Raw genomic sequence first — 15,948 nt, forward strand, 5'->3', positions numbered from 1 at the left:
TTATGACGATATTGATTTTTCTTTGGCGGCGTGTTATCTTTTAATAGTAATACTAAGTAATACTCCGACAGAGGTGACCAAAAATGCGTGAAACTGTTATTTGGACGATCTCCCTCCCTCCCCAGATAGCTCAAAAGGCGATGGAAACCGCCAAGAGAGAAAACCGTACTCGCAGCGAGCTTGTGAGGGAAGCTTTGCGCCGGTATATGGCGGCAACGGAATGGGAACGGGCGCAGGCCAAAGTTTCGCTCAGGGCCAGGGAAATAGGTATTTTAAACGATGCTGACGTTGAAAATGTAATTGACGAAATAAGGAAATAACCTATGAGAGCGACGTTGGACACTAACGTATTGATATCCGCACTTATTTTTCCGGGTGGCATTCCTGATCAAATTTTTAGGGCCGCCTTAGAAGGAAAGTATGAGCTTGTGATGAGCCCTTTCATATTACAAGAATTTGCCCGTATACTCCAGCAAAAATTTAAGTATTCGGAAGACGAAGCGATGAGCGTAACAGTATTGGTGCGAGATGCGGCTTCGTTAATTATAGAGCCGAAGACAATTCCGAAATTGGTCGCTTCTAAAGATGACGACAATCATATTTTGGCCTGTGCTCAAGCGGCCAACGTCGATTACCTCGTGACTGGAGATATGAAGCACATATACCCATTGGGAACAATAGGCAATACTAAAATTGTTACGCCCGCTGAATTTCTGCGAGAATTGGAAAAAAGCAAACACCCGGACAGTTGAGGAAGGAGTGCTGCTTGGGCCGTCTTGAAAAAAATGTGCCCGGCTGGAACGACGCCAGCCGGGTTAAATTGTGATGAGGTGAGTTGGTGAGTTGCCCAAAAAAAATCCCGGCCGGAGGTTTCCAGCCGGGTTCCAGGGAAGGAGAGGAAAACGTGGGGTGCCTGGCCGCACGGGCGGGACGGGTGAGTTGAGGCATCCACGCCCGTGCGGCCGCAAAAAATAAAAGCCCCGCCTGTGACGCGGGCGGAGGGGCTTGCTATCTGTTCTTAAACTGTTCTTAAAAATAACTGGTAAAACTGGTAAAACTGGTAAAACCCTTGATTTTATTGGATTTTTTAAGTTCTTTGCTCTGGTTTAGATCTGGTAAAACTGGTAAAGTCCTTTATTTTTGATTTAAGAAGTATTCTTGAGTATTTATACCACACTTCTTAAACCACTGCAACCCCTAATCGTAGCCCGCGCCCCGAAAAAGGCGCGGGCCGCCTTACGTCAAAGCGGGATATTTTCCGCTTCCGCTTCCTGGCTCGCCCGTTCGGCCAGCTGGGCTTCGACTTCCGGCTTCAGCTGGGCCTTCACCACATAATACCGCCGGCCCTGCTTGGACCGTACCTGTTGGAACGTCAGCGTCAATACGTCCCAATCGAGGCCGTCTTCGTCCAGCCCTTCCTGGAGGTCCTTGAGCTGGGCCACTACCGTCTCGCCGCCCGTGCGGTAGAAATGGGCGGCGTCGCCTTCGACGGTGAAGACGGCGTTTTCCTTCCCCTCGTAGAAGCGCGAGTCCAAAATGGCGATGTTTTCAATGGTCACCGGGCGGTTCAGCAAAGTGTCGAACTCGCCCTTTTCGCGGTTTTTGGTAAACTCCAGCCCGCCGCCCTCGTTCACCTTTTTGACGGCTTCATAAATGCCCATTGAATTATTCCCCCTTAAATTTAATAAAATTTAAATCGCCAATTCTACAGACGCTTTAACCAGCTTCCATCCCTTTTTCCCCTCGTCGTAGGCAAAAAACAAATGCACGTCCCGCACGACCCTCCCCTCCTCAGCACGTATTCTCGCCACCACGCCCTGGGCGCCGTCCGGGCCGCGCAGGGTGTCCGGGTCGCAAACTGCCGCCCAGTGTGCCAGGTACGTCCGGACGACGCCTTCGTGGCGGACGCCGGCCGCCGCGAGCAGGAATTCGGCTTCACTTTTGGTGAAAGGGCGGGCGTAGTAAGGATTCCCGGACACGGGTACCGGCCCCCTGGTCCTGATGCGGATTACCACTTTATCCCTGGCAGGTATGGTTTCCCCCGCCTCCCGCCCTGGCTGGACGGGGCGGCTCCGGGGCGGGGCGCCCAGGCGGTCTACGACACGGTCGAATTCCGCCTGGGCGTCCCAGTCTACCGCTTCAACCAGCGGGCCGGACGGTTCGGGGTAATCGTCTGTCAGCCATTTGCCGAAGGTAGGATTTCGCATTATTTTCTTCCCCCAGAGAAAGGTTAGGCCGTGCCGGAAGAGGCTTCGGTCCGGCCCGGCGTATATTCGTCAATTAGATCAAGGATTGTCCCGGCGATTTTATGGGCCGCTTCCGCGTGTTCCTCAGTCAGGTCTTTCGCCGCGTGGACCCGGAGCGCAGCGCGAATGACGGTGGAAATCGCCATGATGATCTGGTATTGCGTCTGTGTATTGAATTTTCCGGCTAATCGTTTTTCGGCTTCCGCCCGGACGCTCCCCCACACACCCGGCCTGGGCGGCGGGCTCGGCACGAAGCGGACTTGCTGCTTCAGTTCTGCCAGGATTTCTGCCCGTAATTCTTCTTTGAGCTGCTGCAGTTCGGCGTCGGTCATGATCTTAGTCACCTCCTCCGCTGGAACCGTAAGTAATAAGCAGTTTTTGCCCTTTCTGCCCCATCTCCGCGGCCCTAAGCCGGTTCCCGGAGTCTTCCATGCCGCGGCTGACCTCCTCTTCGAGAATGCCGGCCACCTCGCGGTCGGGCTCCCAATCGTCGTCCTCTCTTTTCGGTTCGTGGACGACGACTTTCCACCTCCCGGCCGGGCGGGTCGGGAGCTCGACGGGGCGGTATTCCGCCTCTTCAAGGATGCCCGGCCCGAGGCCCAGGGCGAGGAGGACGGCGTTCTGCTGCTCTTCCGGCAAAGTCATCAGCGGAACGAAGGAGCGGCAGGTTCTCCGCGCCACCTCGCGGCGGGCTTTGTCCAGCTCGGCTTCCAGGAGCCGCCGGTTTTCTGTTCGGACGACGTATTCGAGATCGGTGGTTAAGGCTTCCGCTTCGGCGTCGTAATAGCTGGTTGTGCGGCCGGCACGGAGGTCGTATTTGCATATTTGCGATGCTGACGCAGGGTAGGTTTGTTTAATGGATTTTTGATTATTGAATTCTTTTAATTTATTCCTCAATAGTCGAAGGGTTGGATCGACTTTTTCGGCGAATGATAGTTTGGACGATAGGCTGGAGGTAAATCTGCCGAGCACGTTCGTATGTACGTTCGAAACGAAAGGGTTTATAATTTTAGCCTTTGAAGAAGCATGTCGTTTCGCATGCCAGCCCATCTTTTTCCCCTCTGCGACAGTAAATTTTTTTAAAAAATGTGTAAGATGTGTGAGACCCTTGATTTTGCTAGGTTTTCAATGTGTGAGGAATGAGTGAGGAATGTGTAAGATGTGTAAGACCCTTGATTTTGCTAGGTTTTTTTACGGAAAACATGATAAAACTAGTTATGTTGTTAGGTTATCTTTAGGAATAGAAATGACATAAACCCGACGTGATTTTTGCATCAATGCGTCCCAGTATGTAGAACTATATCGATGTCGCTCACCTGGCTTAAGCCAGCCTTTCGTTTTCCAAAATTTTAATACCGCCCGACGTTCAGCTTCGTTCTTAATCCTTATATCCGCAAAAAACTTCGCGAAAGCTGCCACGTAAACTATAACTTTTATTTCTTCGTTTGAGCTTTCATCTAACTGACCCCAGAATCCTTCATCAAATTCTTTCTTGTTAACAAATACCCATTCGCAAAATTTCTCATAAATAGAGATCGCTTCTGGGTCAATCCCGGTCTCTCCCTCTTCATACGAACGGATATTTTGGATTAATTCCCTCCATCGGGTGGCTAGAATCTCATCAAAATACGCTCCCAGTTTTTTAGCGTTGGTCCATACCCCCGCCATCGCCACTGCGCGAGCAATCCCCAGCCCTCCTTCATGCACGGGGCTGCGGACTTCGCGGTTTATTGGCTCCCCAATTTGGGCAACATACCAATATCGGTCGCGTTCGCGATCTACTTCGAGCGCGGTAATTTCTACCGAGACCGGGCAGACGCATTGTCGGTTGCCGTCTTCGTCTTCTATCCAGATGCCATTTGTTTCTTTAGCATTAAGAGTATCGATATTGTAGGAGTTTTCAGCGAGGGTTTCCATCAATAGATGCCTCCCTAAAAACTTAAGCAATATTTTCCTTGTGTATTTCGTTTGAAGGAGAATTAATGTTTGAGAAAAGATCTTCTACAGAAGAATTAAAGAATGCGGCTATACGCAAAGCTAATGCTAGAGATGGATCGGTAGTGCCGCATTCAATTTTGCAATAAGCTGGTCTACTAATATTTAAAGCATTAGCTACCTCTTCTTGAGTAAGGTGAGCTTCTTTCCTTTTATTTCGTAGAGCGTATCGCATGGGTTCCCCTCCCTTCAACCTTATTATACGTGGGGATACAGAACAAAGTCAATAGTTGTGGCTTAAATAGAACGTGCTAAATCAGAACATATATGATATAATCTCCTTAGATGTTCACATTAAGAACATGGAGGGATTTGGTAATGCCAACTTTTGGACAAAGATTAAAACTGCTAAGAAAGGAGAATGGTTGGACACAAGACGTTTTAGCCGAAAAGCTTGGCTTAACTAGATCGGCTATTGCCGGTTATGAATCCCCTAGTAAAGGTTATATTCCCTCTCCAGATATTTTAAAAAGACTAGCTGAATGTTTTGGGGTATCGGTAGATTATCTTTTAGGCCATACTGACGATAGAACACCTTATACTCCTATTCCTGAAACTATCTCCCTCGAAGAAGCTCTCCAAGAGCTCTTAAACTCCGACCACGTCATGTTTAACGGCCTCCCCGTCGGCGAACTCGACGAAGAAACCAAAGAAGACCTCAAAACCGCCGTCCTCGCCATCATGGAATATAAAGCTAAACACGGAAAATCCCAGCAGCAGCCAAAAAAAGCCGCGGCCGCGGCCAGAAAAAACGCGATGGTTGACGGCGGTACCATTCTTCTGTCCGCGGCCGTGTCCTAATAAATGTTAAAGAAATACATAAGCTTGCGGCAAAGAAGGTGATCGGATGGCTGTAGTGGAGAAAATAATCCAAAAAGTTAACGAAACTGTTGATAAACACGGGTTATTGAGTCCGGAGAATCTTGCAGATAAATTGTTCGAAGCTGTTTTAAAGGTTTCCATGCCCAACGGCAAAATTCGCGGGGTGATTTACAATAATCTTCTAATTTTAAATCAGAATCAACCTTCATGGTACTTGAACGGCTCAATAATCCATGAAATCGGCCATCACGAACTCCATGCCGGGATTAATCAAATGTTTTACCATAACTATACATATTTTACCAACGGCCGTTACGAACTAGAAGCTGACATTTACGGGCTTATCTATGCCATTCGCTGGTATGAATACGGGTTAGAAGGTTTCGCCAGCAATTTGTACGATTTCGCCAAACTGCTGGGGTTTCAACCCTATGCGGCTCACATGCTGGTAGAGCATTGTGCCCAAGGCAAACGGTTGTGGTGAGCTTGAAGGTAAATTGAATTAATTGGTGTGCAGAGGGGAGAACCTGAATTGGCAAGAAAACGCGGCAACAACGAAGGCACTATAAGCAAGCGCAAGGACGGGAGGTGGTGCGCGGCAATTACTGTGGGAAGAACAGAGGAAGGTAAGCAAAAAAGGATTTTTTTCTATGGTAAAACCAGGCAAGAAGTCGCTGATAAGTTGGCAAAAGCCTTAAATGATATTAAGCAGGGAACCTTCGTAGAACCGGATAAGTTAACTGTAGGGGAATGGCTGGATACTTGGCTTAATGAATACGTAAAGCCTCATGTTCGACCCACGACCTGGGGAGGGTATGAATATATTGTTCGCCAGCATCTTAAACCGGCTTTAGGAAAAATACGTTTGAAAGATTTACGGCCGGACCATTTACAAAAGCTGTATAATGAAAAGCTGGCGGGCGGGCGTGTTGACGGCCAGGGGCAGCTTTCTAACCGAACGGTGCGGCTTATGCATGTAGTTATACATGCAGCCCTCAAACAGGCTATGAAGAATCAATTAGTGATTCGCAATGTGGCCGACGCTACTAAACCGCCAAGTTTAAAGAAAAAAGAAATTCGGGTGCTTTCCCCCGAAGAACAGGCCAGGTTTATAAGCATTTTAAAGGATGATCGGTTAGGGGCGGCTTTCCTTTTGGATCTGGCCACCGGCTTGCGGCGTGGCGAACTTTTAGGGTTGCGCTGGCGGGACGTAAATCTCGAAGAAGGGACCATCACTATAAACCAGTCCTTGGTTGAAGTCAGGACCGGTAACGCAGAAGGTAAAAAGACTATGCTTATGTTCCAGGAGCCAAAGACCAAACAAAGCAAGCGGACGATACCAATTCCTAAAAGTATCTTGACAGAACTAAAAGCCCATAAGATCCGGCAGGATCATGAGAAATCGCAGGCAGGCCCGAAGTACCAAGATAACGATTTAGTTTTTGCCACGGCTGAAGGGAAGCCGATTAATCCTCGAAACTTTAATCGTAGTTTCTACCGATTGGTAAAGAAGGCCGGACTACCGCCTATAAATCCCCACGCTTTGAGGCATACCTTTGCCACCAGGTTGTTGGAAGCTGACGAACATCCTAAAGTAGTACAGGACCTACTGGGCCATTCCCAAATCAGCCTGACGTTGGATACTTATTCCCACGCGAGCATGGATCTGAAACGTCGGGCGGCCGAAAAACTTGATAAGATCCTAGAGGTAAAGAAAAATTCCTCCGACGAAACGGAGGAATAGAAAAAGGGCGCTTGACTTAAACAAATGCCGGGGTAATTATCCCCGGCAAATTTATTTTTAGGGCCGGTAGTAGTAGGGTAGTAGTAAATCGCTTTTTCGTGGTACCCTCCTAAACCCGCGAACCCTTGATTTTCTTGGTGCGCCAGGTAGGCTTCGAACCCACGACCCGCTGATTAAGAGTCAGCTGCTCTACCAACTGAGCTACTGGCGCATAGATGGCGCGCCCGGCAGGATTCGAACCTGCGGCCTCCGGACTCGGATTCCGTTACTCTATCCACCTGAGCTACGGGCGCTCACCAATTGCAATTGTTATTATAGTACAGAACGCAATGGAAGTCAACAATTTGTGGGCTCTATAATAAAAAAGTATGGGATAGGATGGGTAGAGATGGAAGGACAGGGTCTTATTTGCTGCCTATCAGGAGCAGGCACCGGATACCCAGGTAAAAAGCTATAGCTGCAGCCATAATACCAAAAACTAATCCCACCTAGCCAATACCGGTGGCCAGTCCCAGGGCCACCTGGATATTCTTGTAGGTCATGTAGGCGCTCAGGCTTAGAATAAAGATCTTCAGGATCAGCAGGCTACACAACGTTACCATACGCACTGCCTCGGCCGTTGCCGGCTGGATCTTTTTTCTTTCCTTCTCCGGCGCACTTATAATCCGGCGGGGGTCGTCCACGGCGGCTATCCAGAGGGAAATGCCGGCAAACAGGAGATATATGACAACCCCCAGCCGTCAACAATGCGGTAAACATAACGCTGGCCCTTTTCTTCCTGGACGGCTTCGAAGGGGATGGTCAGGGCCCGGGGTTTGCTGGCGGTAGTAACTTTTAGGTCGACACTATGACCGGGTTTGAGCAGGGGCGCCGGCCCGGCCAGGGCGATAACGACCTCCACCGTCGTCTCCGAACTCTGCTGGGACTGCCGAGTCACCGCCGCCGCCGGGGCCACCCGAGCTACTTTTCCCGTGTAGGTCGTGCCCCAGAAGGCGCGGCCGGTGATGGCCACCATCTGTTCGGCTAACGCATCTCCCGGCGGACAAAGGCCCGCCGGGCCAGGACCAGGAAAAAGACAAAGCAGGCCACTGTCAGCAAGGCCAGGAGTACCCCGGCTGCTACCAGGGATAAAGGAAACGGCCCCATAGAACCCATGTAGAGCTTTTGCCAGAGGGTGACGATGGTAAACCTTTGCCAGAGGGTGACGATGCCAAACCAAAAGGCAAACCAGGTGATAAAGGAAGCGATCCTGGCAGCCTGCATACCGAAACGGAAGAATAGCCACAGGGTTGGACTGTAAACAATAGTAATAATAGCCAGGGAAGAGATAATGCCCCAAATGACCTCCGGACCGGTAATTGTTTTTAAGCCAGTGACACTAATAAAGGCTACTATAACTAATCCACAGACTTCACCCAGGAGACCCCCCAGCACCAGTTGCATAAATTTGGCATCCACTATCGCCCTGGCCGGCATGGGTAAGAGCCGTAAGAAGCTGAGACTATTGTTTTTATCCTCGATTGACAGGGAACTGAGGACCAGGAGATAGGCGGTGATCCCGCTGCTAATGGTCAGGACCGCCGCCGCTCCGCCACGGAAGCCGAAAAAGTAGCTAAAAAATAGCAGAACTAAAACCCACCAGGCCTGCCGCCGTAAGAGATAATAATCCTTCGTTACTAATCCCCACATAATTATCATCTAAGCCTCCTCTGCCTTCGGCCGCTCGTTACCAGCCAGGATAAGCATAATCTCTTCCAGGCCCAAAGGCCGGCGGGTAACCTCGCCTACCGCTAAAAGCCGCAGTTCCTGCAGCAAGCGCGGGTTGTAAGCGCCGGTAACGGCCGCTACCTCCAGGCCGCTTTCTTTAACGTAGGGCACCAGGCGCTGCACCTGCCGGAGCAGGTCGGCGTCTTTTAACCGGAAAGTAAGCTCCTGCCACTGCTCCAAGATGGTTTCCTTGTCGCCGGCTAGGGCTATCCGGCCACCTGCGATATAGGTCACCCGGTCGGCCACCTTCTCGATATCCTCGATAATATGGGAGGAAAAGAACACCCCCCGGGTCTCGTCCTGAATTACTTCCAGCAGTTCTTGCACCAGGGTATGACGCACCACCGGATCCACCCCGGAGGTGGGTTCATCCAGGATTAAAACCTCGGGCCGGTGGGCCAGGGCCAGGGCTACCGCCAGCTTGGTACGGTTGCCCTTGGAGAGCTGCTTGACTGTTTTATTGCCGGGAACATGGAATTTTTCCAGCAGGATGCGGAAAAAGGCGTCGTCCCAGGTGGGATAATAGCGGCCCAGGAAATTGCCCAGCCAGTAACCGGTGGCTTCTTCGTACAGCTGGTTATCCTCCGGGACATAACCCAGGCGGGACTTGATGGCCACCTCGTCCCGGTCCCAGGTCCGCCCCAGCACCTCTACCCTGCCGCCGTCCGGCCGGATCAGGTTGGTGATAATACGGATGGTGGTAGTCTTCCCGGCGCCGTTGGGACCGGCGAAGCCCAGGATACATCCCGGTGGTAATTCCAGGTTAATGTCCTGGAGCTGGAAACCGGGATACCCCTTGCTTACTCCCGACAGGCGGATAAGCGGTTGCGTTGCACTCAAATCAGGCACCTTCCCTTAATCGAATAGTCATTTTTGCCACTCACCCTGTCCTCCCACCGGGATTGCCGGAGGGCCGCAGGGTGGTACGTGGTAATAGGAGCATTTGACTTTGCTGCCTTTACCCTGGTGGTTCCCCTCCCCATTCAAGAAGTTCCTCCAAGAGTGCCCGGAGCTCTTGATCCTGCATACCTACCCGCCTGGCTTCCTGGATGGCGGCCTGGAGGTGTTCCTTTACCCGGGCCTGCTTCAGGGAGGCTACCATCTCCGGCCGGACCCCGGCTACAAAGGTCCCCAGGCCCGGGCGGGTAATAAGCAGGCCTTCCTTTTCCAGCTCCAGGTAGGCGCGTTTGGTGGTGATCATGCTGGTGGTCAGCTCTTTAGCCAGCTCGCGGATGGAGGGCAGCTGGCTGCCAGGGGGGAGTTCACCGGCCAAAATTTTGGCTCGTATCTGTTCCACTATTTGCTGATAGAGGGGAACCGGGTTCCGTGGTGAAATGGAAAATAGCATCTTTTTTACCTGCCCGCTTTATTCTAACCCTGTTATCTGTATAGCACCGTGTATATTATATATATACATTATAGCTAAAAAAATAGCCCTGTCAAGGGGGGAACGGATAACTAGAAACCTAAAAGATACTTTCTACTTGCACTTCCAACCCGGCTATCACCCGCGACCTTACCGTCCCCTGCTGCTCCGCTTCCTGGTCCAGGACGAACTTCCCGTCCCGCAAACAAAAGACTTGCACCGATTTTTGCTGGGGATCGACAATCCAGTATTCCCTGACACCACTCTTTTCATAAACCTTATATTTACTGCGCAGGTCGTAATAGCCGGTACCGGGGGAAAGAATCTCCACCACCAGATCCGGGGCGCCTTTAATGCGCTTCTCTTCTATAATGTCCAGCCTCGAGTTGGCAATGAAAATAATGTCCGGTTGGTAGGTTTCTTCTTCATCCAGGTAGACATCAACCGGGGCATCTAGAACAATACCCAGTCCTTTATCCAGGACAAATCCTGCCATTTGTAATTCCAGTTTTATGGATACCATCTGGTGATAGGGTGTCGGTGAAGGCGTCATTACCAGTTCCCCCCCGATTAACTGATAGGGTGACCCTTCCGGTAAGCGGCAATAATCCTCATAGGTATACCGTTTCCGGCCTGCCGCCAGTTCCGCCAGGGTAAGGCTCATCTCCTGCACCTCCTCATCTGGTAGTTGATTTTATTCCTGGTAGCTTTTTCTTTATTTTACTACGGGGGTTAGCAAACAGGCAAGGGATAAAGGGGCGTGGTGGCAGCGGTAGGTTTTATCCTGGGTCTGAATAGCAAGGACTTGGGGTCAGGCCTAGTATCTGGTATAATGAGGCCTTGAAAACGATGCAAACAATTCTAAGATGCCCACTCGGAATGGAGAAAGGCAGACCGTCGTGTTTAAAATATATGAGACCGCCTGTCGCAGCGCCCTCAACCGTTCCCGCATTCCAGGCATTGATTACTGTTTGAACCCTTACACCGGGTGCAGCCATAGGTGCATCTATTGTTACGCCAGTTGCATGGCACGCTTCAGTGGCCATCAGGAAAAATGGGGTTCCTTCGTCCAGGTCAAGACGAATTTTATCGAAGTACTGGCCGCCCAGTTACGGCGGCCTAAAAAGGGAAAGGTTATGCTGGCCAGCGTTACCGATGCCTACCAGGCTATCGAAAGAAAATATGGCCTGACGCAAAGGTGTTTGGAATTATTAACCGCGAGTGGATTGGAAGTATCTATCCTTACCAAGTCCGACCTGGTCCTCAGAGATGCAGAGCTTTTAAAAGCAATGCCCGCCGAGGTCGGCTTTACTATTACTACCCTGGATGACAAACTGGCCCGGCTGTTGGAGCCCGGCGCGCCGCTTCCCTCCCGGCGCCTGGCGGCCCTGGAAAAGCTGGCCAGGGCCGGCATCAGGACCTGGGTTTTTGTCGCCCCGGTGATACCCGGCCTGACGGATGCTCCTGAAGACCTGGCCGCCATAACAAAAGCGGCCACCAGGGCCGGCGCGCAGGAAGTAGACTTTGACCCGTTAAATTTTTACCCTGCAGCCGTATCTGGTATAAGAGAACTCATTTCCAGGTACTGGCCCCAGGCTAAGAGCGCTTTTGATCATGCTTGCCGCCACCCGGCTGCCTATCGGCAGCTGCTAAAAGAGATAATCAAGCATAGCAAATCCTGTTGATAGGTGCCGCAGCGCCTTTTTAAAACGTGGTATCGGCAGGGATATCACCCCTGTACCTGCGGAGCCCCGGATGGTTTTCCATCCGAAGCCGGGGGTGTCAGGGGTACTTCAGGAGCCGCCAGGGCCTCGTCCTGCAATTTTCCACGAAACTGACGAACTGCCCACCGTCGCCGCCGCTCTGTATGCCGTTATTTAATAATTACCTCACCTCTCTACGGTTGCCAGTAGGTCTTGAAGTCATATCATGGTACAACTGGCACCCCAACTATTTGCTCCACAGCAAGTCGCGGTCGTAGCTGTAGCCGTAAAAGGGCAATTCCCGGGCCACCCGGCCTTTCGGACCCAGATCAACACCATCCAGGAGTTCATCCCTAAAGACCTGGTAGCCCGTGCGGTCGACGATATAGCCAACGTGCTCCTTGGGCAGGGAGCGATCAATGTGCCGCTCAATGTAACGGTACAGGTTGGCGATTACCTGCAGGACGGCCTTTTCATCAATCCATTCCAGGAAGTTGGCCGCTAGGCGCGGGCTCTTTTTCCCGGTGCGACCCAGGGCCACGATCCGGTAGTACTGGCGCCCCCTGGTCCAGGCCGCCATGGGACATTGCAGGATACACTCGCCGCAGCCCAGGCAGCGCTTGCCGTCGCGTTCCACCTGGTAATTGACCAGCTCCAGGGCGCCGACGATAAACTGGCGGCAGTTCTTGACACAAGCCTGGCAGGCGATACAGCGGCCGGGATCATACTCCGGCTCCACCTGGCCGATGATGCCGATGTCCTGGAGGTGGGCCTTGATGCAGTCGTTGGGGCAACCGGTAATGGCAATCTTGACGTGGTAGTGGTTGGGATAGATGAGACCTTCGATTTTTTGCGCCAGGGCCGTGGTGTCAAAGTTGGCAAAGGGGCAGACTCTGCTGCCAATGCAGGCCGTGACGTTCCGGGTGCCCGCCGCCGGGTAACCGGCATGGATATTCTCGATGGCCACTCCCAGGGCGGCCTCTTGTTGCAACATAGGTGCCAGCAGTTGGTTTACCTCCGGTACTTTGTCAAGGGGTATGCCGGGGATTTCAAAACCCTGGCGGGTAGTCAGATGAACGGTACCGTTGCCGTAGCGCCGGGCTATATCCTGGATTAAGCCTAAATATTCGGCCGCCAGGTGCCCGCCGGGCACCCGGAGACGCAGGGCCGTATAACCCCTGCGGCTGGTAATGCGGTAGGCGTTCTTGATCAATTCTTTCGTATTATACATGGCTCCCTCCTCCTTCAGTCGACCAGGTCCCGGGCCCGGCTATAGTTAAACACCGGCCCTTCCAGGCAAACGTATACGTCGTTGATCTTGCAGTGACCGCACTTGCCCAGGCCGCAGTGCATCCGCCGCTCCAGGGAGACCCAGATTTGCTCCGGTTTGATCTGGCATTTAATAAATTCGGCCACGGTAAATTTAATCATCAGAGGCGGCCCAACGACAATAATCCTGGCATCATTTTTCAGGGGGATTTCCTTAACGAATTCCGTTACCAGGCCCACCTTACCCAACCAGCCGGCCTGGCCCTGATCAACCGTGAGGATGGTGGGAAAAAGGCCTTGCCAGCGTTCAATATCCGTGCGGAACAGGATATCAGCCGGCGTTTTGAAGCCCAGGAGAAGGTTAAGGCCAGCCAGCTCTCCCGGGTGGCCCGCATAGTAGTTGATTAAGCCCTTCACCGGGGCTACCCCGGTACCACCGGCGGCAACCACCAACTGGTGCCCGGCAAATTCATCCCTAGGGAAGCCGCTGCCATAGGGCCCGCGGAGGTAGACGGTATCTCCCGGTTTTAGTTGGTGTAAAGCAGTGGTTACCTTGCCCACCCGGCGGATAGTTAGCTCAATATAGCCCGGACCGGCGTCGCTGACGGATATAGGTGCCTCCCCAACCCCCGGCAAGGAAATCTCCACGAACTGCCCCCAGGCCGGTTCTATATCCGTGGCCAGCCGGAAGGTATAGTCCACGCCGGTCTGGGGCTGGATGGCTAACACCTGCGCAGGTGCGGGAAGATAAGGATTGGCAATCTGGTTGGCAATCACGCCCCGGCACCTCCGTTCATTAACTGGCTTAAAGTATTGACACAGCGAGCGAAAGAGATGTATTCCGGGCAGACTTCTTCACAGCGGCCGCAGCCGACGCACATATTGATCCCAAACCGGCGGCGGAAGTCATCGATTTTATGCAAGACTTTGAAGCGCATGCGTTCGCCCCGGTCCTCCCGTACTTTGTGGCCGCCAGCCATATCGGTAAAGCCGTCGATCTGACAACTCGCCCAGACCCGCCGGCGTTCCCCCCGTTCCGGGTTATCCCGATAAAATATATCCTGGACGGAAAAGCAGCTACAGGTTGGGCAGGAGAGGGTGCAACGGCCGCAGGCGATACAGCGGGAGCTATATTCCCGCCAAAGTTCGTGTTGAAAAAGGCTGGTATCGACTCGGTCCGGCACTTTAACAGTCAGGGAATTCTTCTGCACCCAAACCGGTTCTACATCAGCCGGCTGGCCGTAGCGCTCCCCCAGGGAAAGCCACGGCTCGGCCAGGGCCTGGAGTAGGTAATAACCGCCTTCCGGGCGCAGGGCCGCCTGGTGGCCGGTAGCCCTGTTCGTGCCCATAGAGACACAGAAACAACCTGGGAAGCTCTCCTGGCATTCCATCAGTACAAAATGGGTGTGCTGGCGCCGCCGGGCATAATAATTGTCCGCTGCGGGGCCGTTTTCCAGGAAGATTTTATCCAGACGGGTAACGGCGTTGAGGTCGCAGGCGCGGAGAAAAACCACAGTTTCCAATATTTCTGAGGCTTTCAGGGCGGATTCGGTTATTTCCCCATGGGAGAAATAAAAGAGGCTCTCTTTAACCGGAAAGAATACTTCCTTGGGCGAGAAAGTTGTCCTGGCATCCCAGACCACATCGGCCAGGCCCTTTACCGGGCCATAAGTAATTAGATCCGTACCGGCCAGGCGGCCTTTACCGGCGTAACGTACCGGCCCGAAAACCCGTCTGCTGGTAACCAGTTCGTCCAGCAGGGCCGCTAACCCCGCCGGCGTTAATTTGTACCCCATGTCTCACTCCCCCGAAAATATGGTGCTGTTTGAGCTGATTTTGTTCTGTTCCCATTGTAATCCAGAAGGTACCCATATAAAAATGATGTATATCACAAATCGTAAAAATAATCCTTGCCCGGCCGGAACTCCTTAAGTAAAATCATGAAAAGAAAAACAGGAGAAACCGCCAATGCCCGTTGATCACGACCGCCTGTTCAAGGAACTGCTGACCACACTTTTTCCGATCCTTGCAAGAGAAGTTGTCGGTAGAACTCCAACCCGAGGAGGTGCAAAGGGTCAGTGCATGCGGGTGGTAACCAGTTCGTCCAGCAAGGCCGCCAACCCCGCAGGCGTTAATTTGTACCCCATGTCTCACCTCCCCGAAATGGGAAATGTGAGGTAGCAGTCCATATCAAGGACGGCGATGGTACCCTCTCCCCTGCTGACGAATGAGGTATCAAACTGGAAATCGTCAGCGCTGGGACGGCGGTTTCAGCTGGTGGTTGGGCGTAAAGTAATAGCGGTAGGCCAGCAGGGTGGCGGTAATGGTAGTCAGGGCCGTAGCGGCGGCAACCATATAAGTGACGACGACCTGGTACCTGACAGCTGCCGCCGGGCTGGCACCGGCAATGATCTGACCGCTCATCATTCCTGGCAACTGGACAATACCCACCGTCATCATAGTGCTGATGGTCGGTAACATGGCCGCTCGCAGGGCCGAACGCAGGTAAGGCAGGACTGCCAGGTAGGCAGTCGCCCCCAGGGATAGGGCCGCCTCGATCTCCTCCCGGTGGGCATTGATCTCCCTTGTTAAACGGTTGATGGCCAGGGCGGCACCGATCATAGCGTTGCCCACAATCATCCCGGCGATAGGGATAATATACTGGGGCTGATACCATGGTTTTACCTTTAAAACAATACCGATGACAATGGCCAGGGTTATAATCCCGCCCAGAGCTATGGCCAGGAGCATAATGAAAAATAAGCCGGGCCAGCGCTCCTGTTGCCGGCGGTAGGCGTTGGCGGCAGCCACCAGTAACATGATGCCTAAGGCCAGTATCACCAGATACCAGCGGTTAAGGTTAAAGATCACCTGCAAAAGGTAACCGACGGCCGTGAGCTGGACAAAAGTCCTGAGGGTACCGATAAATAGATCCCCGTGGAGGTCCAGGCGCTGCCACAAGGAAACGGCCAGGGTAATTCCTACGAGGATCAGGGCTAGGAGGAGATCGCCGTAGCCGATATTGATATACTGCAT

At 52.5% G+C, this 15,948-nt stretch carries 22 protein-coding genes and 2 tRNA genes; 6 read left to right on the forward strand and 18 right to left on the reverse strand.

Annotation, left to right across the window (positions count from 1 at the left end; translation table 11 throughout):
• Positions 1-83 precede the first annotated feature (83 nt).
• The gene (locus E308F_RS09095) at positions 84-320 is read left to right on the forward strand and encodes a ribbon-helix-helix protein, CopG family (RefSeq protein WP_141264624.1); all 237 of its coding nucleotides are present in this window, start codon (positions 84-86) and stop codon (positions 318-320) included.
• 15 nt (positions 321-335) lie between these two features.
• Entirely contained in the window at positions 336-752 is a 417-nt protein-coding gene (locus E308F_RS09100; RefSeq protein WP_172613630.1) for a putative toxin-antitoxin system toxin component, PIN family, read from the forward strand.
• A 489-nt stretch (positions 753-1,241) separates the two neighbouring features.
• Here E308F_RS09100 and E308F_RS09105 read toward each other — a convergent pair whose 3' ends face one another.
• From E308F_RS09105 to E308F_RS09130, 6 genes are all read right to left on the reverse strand, one after another.
• On the reverse strand, positions 1,242-1,661 hold the full coding sequence (locus tag E308F_RS09105; RefSeq protein WP_141264626.1) for a hypothetical protein: 420 nt from the start codon (positions 1,659-1,661) through the stop codon (positions 1,242-1,244).
• A gap of 30 nt (positions 1,662-1,691) precedes the next feature.
• The gene (locus E308F_RS09110) at positions 1,692-2,207 is read right to left on the reverse strand and encodes a hypothetical protein (protein ID WP_141264627.1); all 516 of its coding nucleotides are present in this window, start codon (positions 2,205-2,207) and stop codon (positions 1,692-1,694) included.
• Positions 2,208-2,230: 23 nt separating this feature from the next.
• Positions 2,231-2,578 carry a hypothetical protein gene (locus E308F_RS09115; RefSeq protein WP_141264628.1) on the reverse strand — a complete coding sequence of 116 codons (348 nt, stop codon included), beginning with the start codon at positions 2,576-2,578 and terminating at the stop codon, positions 2,231-2,233.
• Between the two features lie 4 nt (positions 2,579-2,582).
• Positions 2,583-3,143 carry a hypothetical protein gene (locus E308F_RS09120; protein WP_141305178.1) on the reverse strand — a complete coding sequence of 187 codons (561 nt, stop codon included), beginning with the start codon at positions 3,141-3,143 and terminating at the stop codon, positions 2,583-2,585.
• A gap of 318 nt (positions 3,144-3,461) precedes the next feature.
• Positions 3,462-4,163: a hypothetical protein gene (locus E308F_RS09125; RefSeq protein WP_141264630.1), complete on the reverse strand. Its 702-nt coding sequence runs from the start codon at positions 4,161-4,163 to the stop codon at positions 3,462-3,464.
• Between the two features lie 22 nt (positions 4,164-4,185).
• On the reverse strand, positions 4,186-4,416 hold the full coding sequence (locus tag E308F_RS09130) for a helix-turn-helix transcriptional regulator (RefSeq protein WP_069588148.1): 231 nt from the start codon (positions 4,414-4,416) through the stop codon (positions 4,186-4,188).
• Positions 4,417-4,559: 143 nt separating this feature from the next.
• Between E308F_RS09130 and E308F_RS09135 the strand changes: the two genes are divergently transcribed.
• From E308F_RS09135 to E308F_RS09145, 3 genes are read left to right on the forward strand one after another with little or no spacing between them, the layout of a single operon-like run.
• Complete coding sequence (locus E308F_RS09135) at positions 4,560-5,042, forward strand: helix-turn-helix domain-containing protein (RefSeq protein ID WP_069588146.1); 483 nt, start codon at positions 4,560-4,562, stop codon at positions 5,040-5,042.
• A gap of 46 nt (positions 5,043-5,088) precedes the next feature.
• Positions 5,089-5,547, forward strand: coding sequence for an ImmA/IrrE family metallo-endopeptidase (locus E308F_RS09140; protein WP_141264631.1), 459 nt, complete (start codon positions 5,089-5,091; stop codon positions 5,545-5,547).
• A 48-nt stretch (positions 5,548-5,595) separates the two neighbouring features.
• Positions 5,596-6,807, forward strand: a complete 1,212-nt coding sequence (locus E308F_RS09145; RefSeq protein WP_141264632.1) for a tyrosine-type recombinase/integrase — start codon at positions 5,596-5,598, stop codon at positions 6,805-6,807.
• A gap of 135 nt (positions 6,808-6,942) precedes the next feature.
• On the opposite strand, the gene E308F_RS09150 is transcribed toward E308F_RS09145, so the two are convergent.
• The 8 genes from E308F_RS09150 to E308F_RS09185 all read right to left on the reverse strand — a co-directional run bounded on the left by E308F_RS09150 (position 6,943) and on the right by E308F_RS09185 (position 10,604).
• Positions 6,943-7,018 (reverse strand) — tRNA-Lys (locus E308F_RS09150).
• Between the two features lie 5 nt (positions 7,019-7,023).
• Positions 7,024-7,100 (reverse strand) — tRNA-Arg (locus E308F_RS09155).
• Positions 7,101-7,295: 195 nt separating this feature from the next.
• Positions 7,296-7,490 carry a hypothetical protein gene (locus E308F_RS09160; RefSeq protein ID WP_172613629.1) on the reverse strand — a complete coding sequence of 65 codons (195 nt, stop codon included), beginning with the start codon at positions 7,488-7,490 and terminating at the stop codon, positions 7,296-7,298.
• Positions 7,491-7,495: 5 nt separating this feature from the next.
• Complete coding sequence (locus E308F_RS09165) at positions 7,496-7,822, reverse strand: hypothetical protein (protein ID WP_141264633.1); 327 nt, start codon at positions 7,820-7,822, stop codon at positions 7,496-7,498.
• Positions 7,823-7,830: 8 nt separating this feature from the next.
• Entirely contained in the window at positions 7,831-8,496 is a 666-nt protein-coding gene (locus E308F_RS09170) for an ABC-2 transporter permease (RefSeq protein WP_216364500.1), read from the reverse strand.
• Between the two features lie 9 nt (positions 8,497-8,505).
• Complete coding sequence (locus E308F_RS09175) at positions 8,506-9,414, reverse strand: ABC transporter ATP-binding protein (RefSeq protein WP_141264635.1); 909 nt, start codon at positions 9,412-9,414, stop codon at positions 8,506-8,508.
• 118 nt (positions 9,415-9,532) lie between these two features.
• Positions 9,533-9,922, reverse strand: coding sequence for a GntR family transcriptional regulator (locus E308F_RS09180; protein ID WP_011392679.1), 390 nt, complete (start codon positions 9,920-9,922; stop codon positions 9,533-9,535).
• A gap of 118 nt (positions 9,923-10,040) precedes the next feature.
• Positions 10,041-10,604: a Uma2 family endonuclease gene (locus E308F_RS09185; protein WP_141264636.1), complete on the reverse strand. Its 564-nt coding sequence runs from the start codon at positions 10,602-10,604 to the stop codon at positions 10,041-10,043.
• Positions 10,605-10,806: 202 nt separating this feature from the next.
• Between E308F_RS09185 and E308F_RS09190 the strand changes: the two genes are divergently transcribed.
• Complete coding sequence (locus E308F_RS09190; RefSeq protein ID WP_256370597.1) at positions 10,807-11,625, forward strand: SPL family radical SAM protein; 819 nt, start codon at positions 10,807-10,809, stop codon at positions 11,623-11,625.
• A gap of 265 nt (positions 11,626-11,890) precedes the next feature.
• Here E308F_RS09190 and asrC read toward each other — a convergent pair whose 3' ends face one another.
• The 4 genes from asrC to E308F_RS09210 all read right to left on the reverse strand — a co-directional run bounded on the left by asrC (position 11,891) and on the right by E308F_RS09210 (position 15,948).
• Positions 11,891-12,874 (reverse strand): sulfite reductase subunit C, encoded by a 984-nt coding sequence (asrC, locus tag E308F_RS09195; protein WP_025774651.1) that lies wholly within the window; start codon positions 12,872-12,874, stop codon positions 11,891-11,893.
• 14 nt (positions 12,875-12,888) lie between these two features.
• Positions 12,889-13,689, reverse strand: a complete 801-nt coding sequence (gene asrB / locus E308F_RS09200) for an anaerobic sulfite reductase subunit AsrB (protein ID WP_141264638.1) — start codon at positions 13,687-13,689, stop codon at positions 12,889-12,891.
• Positions 13,686-14,708 (reverse strand): anaerobic sulfite reductase subunit AsrA, encoded by a 1,023-nt coding sequence (asrA, locus tag E308F_RS09205; RefSeq protein WP_141264639.1) that lies wholly within the window; start codon positions 14,706-14,708, stop codon positions 13,686-13,688. Before asrA ends, asrB begins: the two co-directional genes overlap by 4 nt.
• Before the next feature lie 454 nt (positions 14,709-15,162).
• A complete protein-coding gene (locus E308F_RS09210) occupies positions 15,163-15,948 on the reverse strand; it encodes an ABC transporter permease (RefSeq protein ID WP_141264640.1) in 786 nt (261 codons plus the stop codon).

The organism is Moorella sp. E308F, assembly GCF_006538365.1.
Taxonomy (GTDB): Bacteria; Bacillota; DSM-521; order Neomoorellales; family Neomoorellaceae; genus Neomoorella.

Coding starts and splice junctions, on each gene's coding strand:
- E308F_RS09095 (WP_141264624.1), top strand. CDS start 84: ATGCGTGAAACTGTTATTTGGACGATCTCCCTCCCTCCCCAGATAGCT.
- E308F_RS09180 (WP_011392679.1), bottom strand. CDS start 9,922: ATGCTATTTTCCATTTCACCACGGAACCCGGTTCCCCTCTATCAGCAA.
- E308F_RS09115 (WP_141264628.1), bottom strand. CDS start 2,578: ATGACCGACGCCGAACTGCAGCAGCTCAAAGAAGAATTACGGGCAGAA.
- E308F_RS09140 (WP_141264631.1), top strand. CDS start 5,089: ATGGCTGTAGTGGAGAAAATAATCCAAAAAGTTAACGAAACTGTTGAT.
- asrC (WP_025774651.1), bottom strand. CDS start 12,874: ATGTATAATACGAAAGAATTGATCAAGAACGCCTACCGCATTACCAGC.
- E308F_RS09165 (WP_141264633.1), bottom strand. CDS start 7,822: ATGGTGGCCATCACCGGCCGCGCCTTCTGGGGCACGACCTACACGGGA.
- E308F_RS09185 (WP_141264636.1), bottom strand. CDS start 10,604: ATGAGCCTTACCCTGGCGGAACTGGCGGCAGGCCGGAAACGGTATACC.
- E308F_RS09130 (WP_069588148.1), bottom strand. CDS start 4,416: ATGCGATACGCTCTACGAAATAAAAGGAAAGAAGCTCACCTTACTCAA.
- E308F_RS09125 (WP_141264630.1), bottom strand. CDS start 4,163: ATGGAAACCCTCGCTGAAAACTCCTACAATATCGATACTCTTAATGCT.
- E308F_RS09110 (WP_141264627.1), bottom strand. CDS start 2,207: ATGCGAAATCCTACCTTCGGCAAATGGCTGACAGACGATTACCCCGAA.
- E308F_RS09210 (WP_141264640.1), bottom strand. CDS start 15,948: ATGCAGTATATCAATATCGGCTACGGCGATCTCCTCCTAGCCCTGATC.
- E308F_RS09170 (WP_216364500.1), bottom strand. CDS start 8,496: ATGTGGGGATTAGTAACGAAGGATTATTATCTCTTACGGCGGCAGGCC.
- asrA (WP_141264639.1), bottom strand. CDS start 14,708: ATGGGGTACAAATTAACGCCGGCGGGGTTAGCGGCCCTGCTGGACGAA.
- E308F_RS09105 (WP_141264626.1), bottom strand. CDS start 1,661: ATGGGCATTTATGAAGCCGTCAAAAAGGTGAACGAGGGCGGCGGGCTG.
- E308F_RS09190 (WP_256370597.1), top strand. CDS start 10,807: ATGCCCACTCGGAATGGAGAAAGGCAGACCGTCGTGTTTAAAATATAT.
- E308F_RS09135 (WP_069588146.1), top strand. CDS start 4,560: ATGCCAACTTTTGGACAAAGATTAAAACTGCTAAGAAAGGAGAATGGT.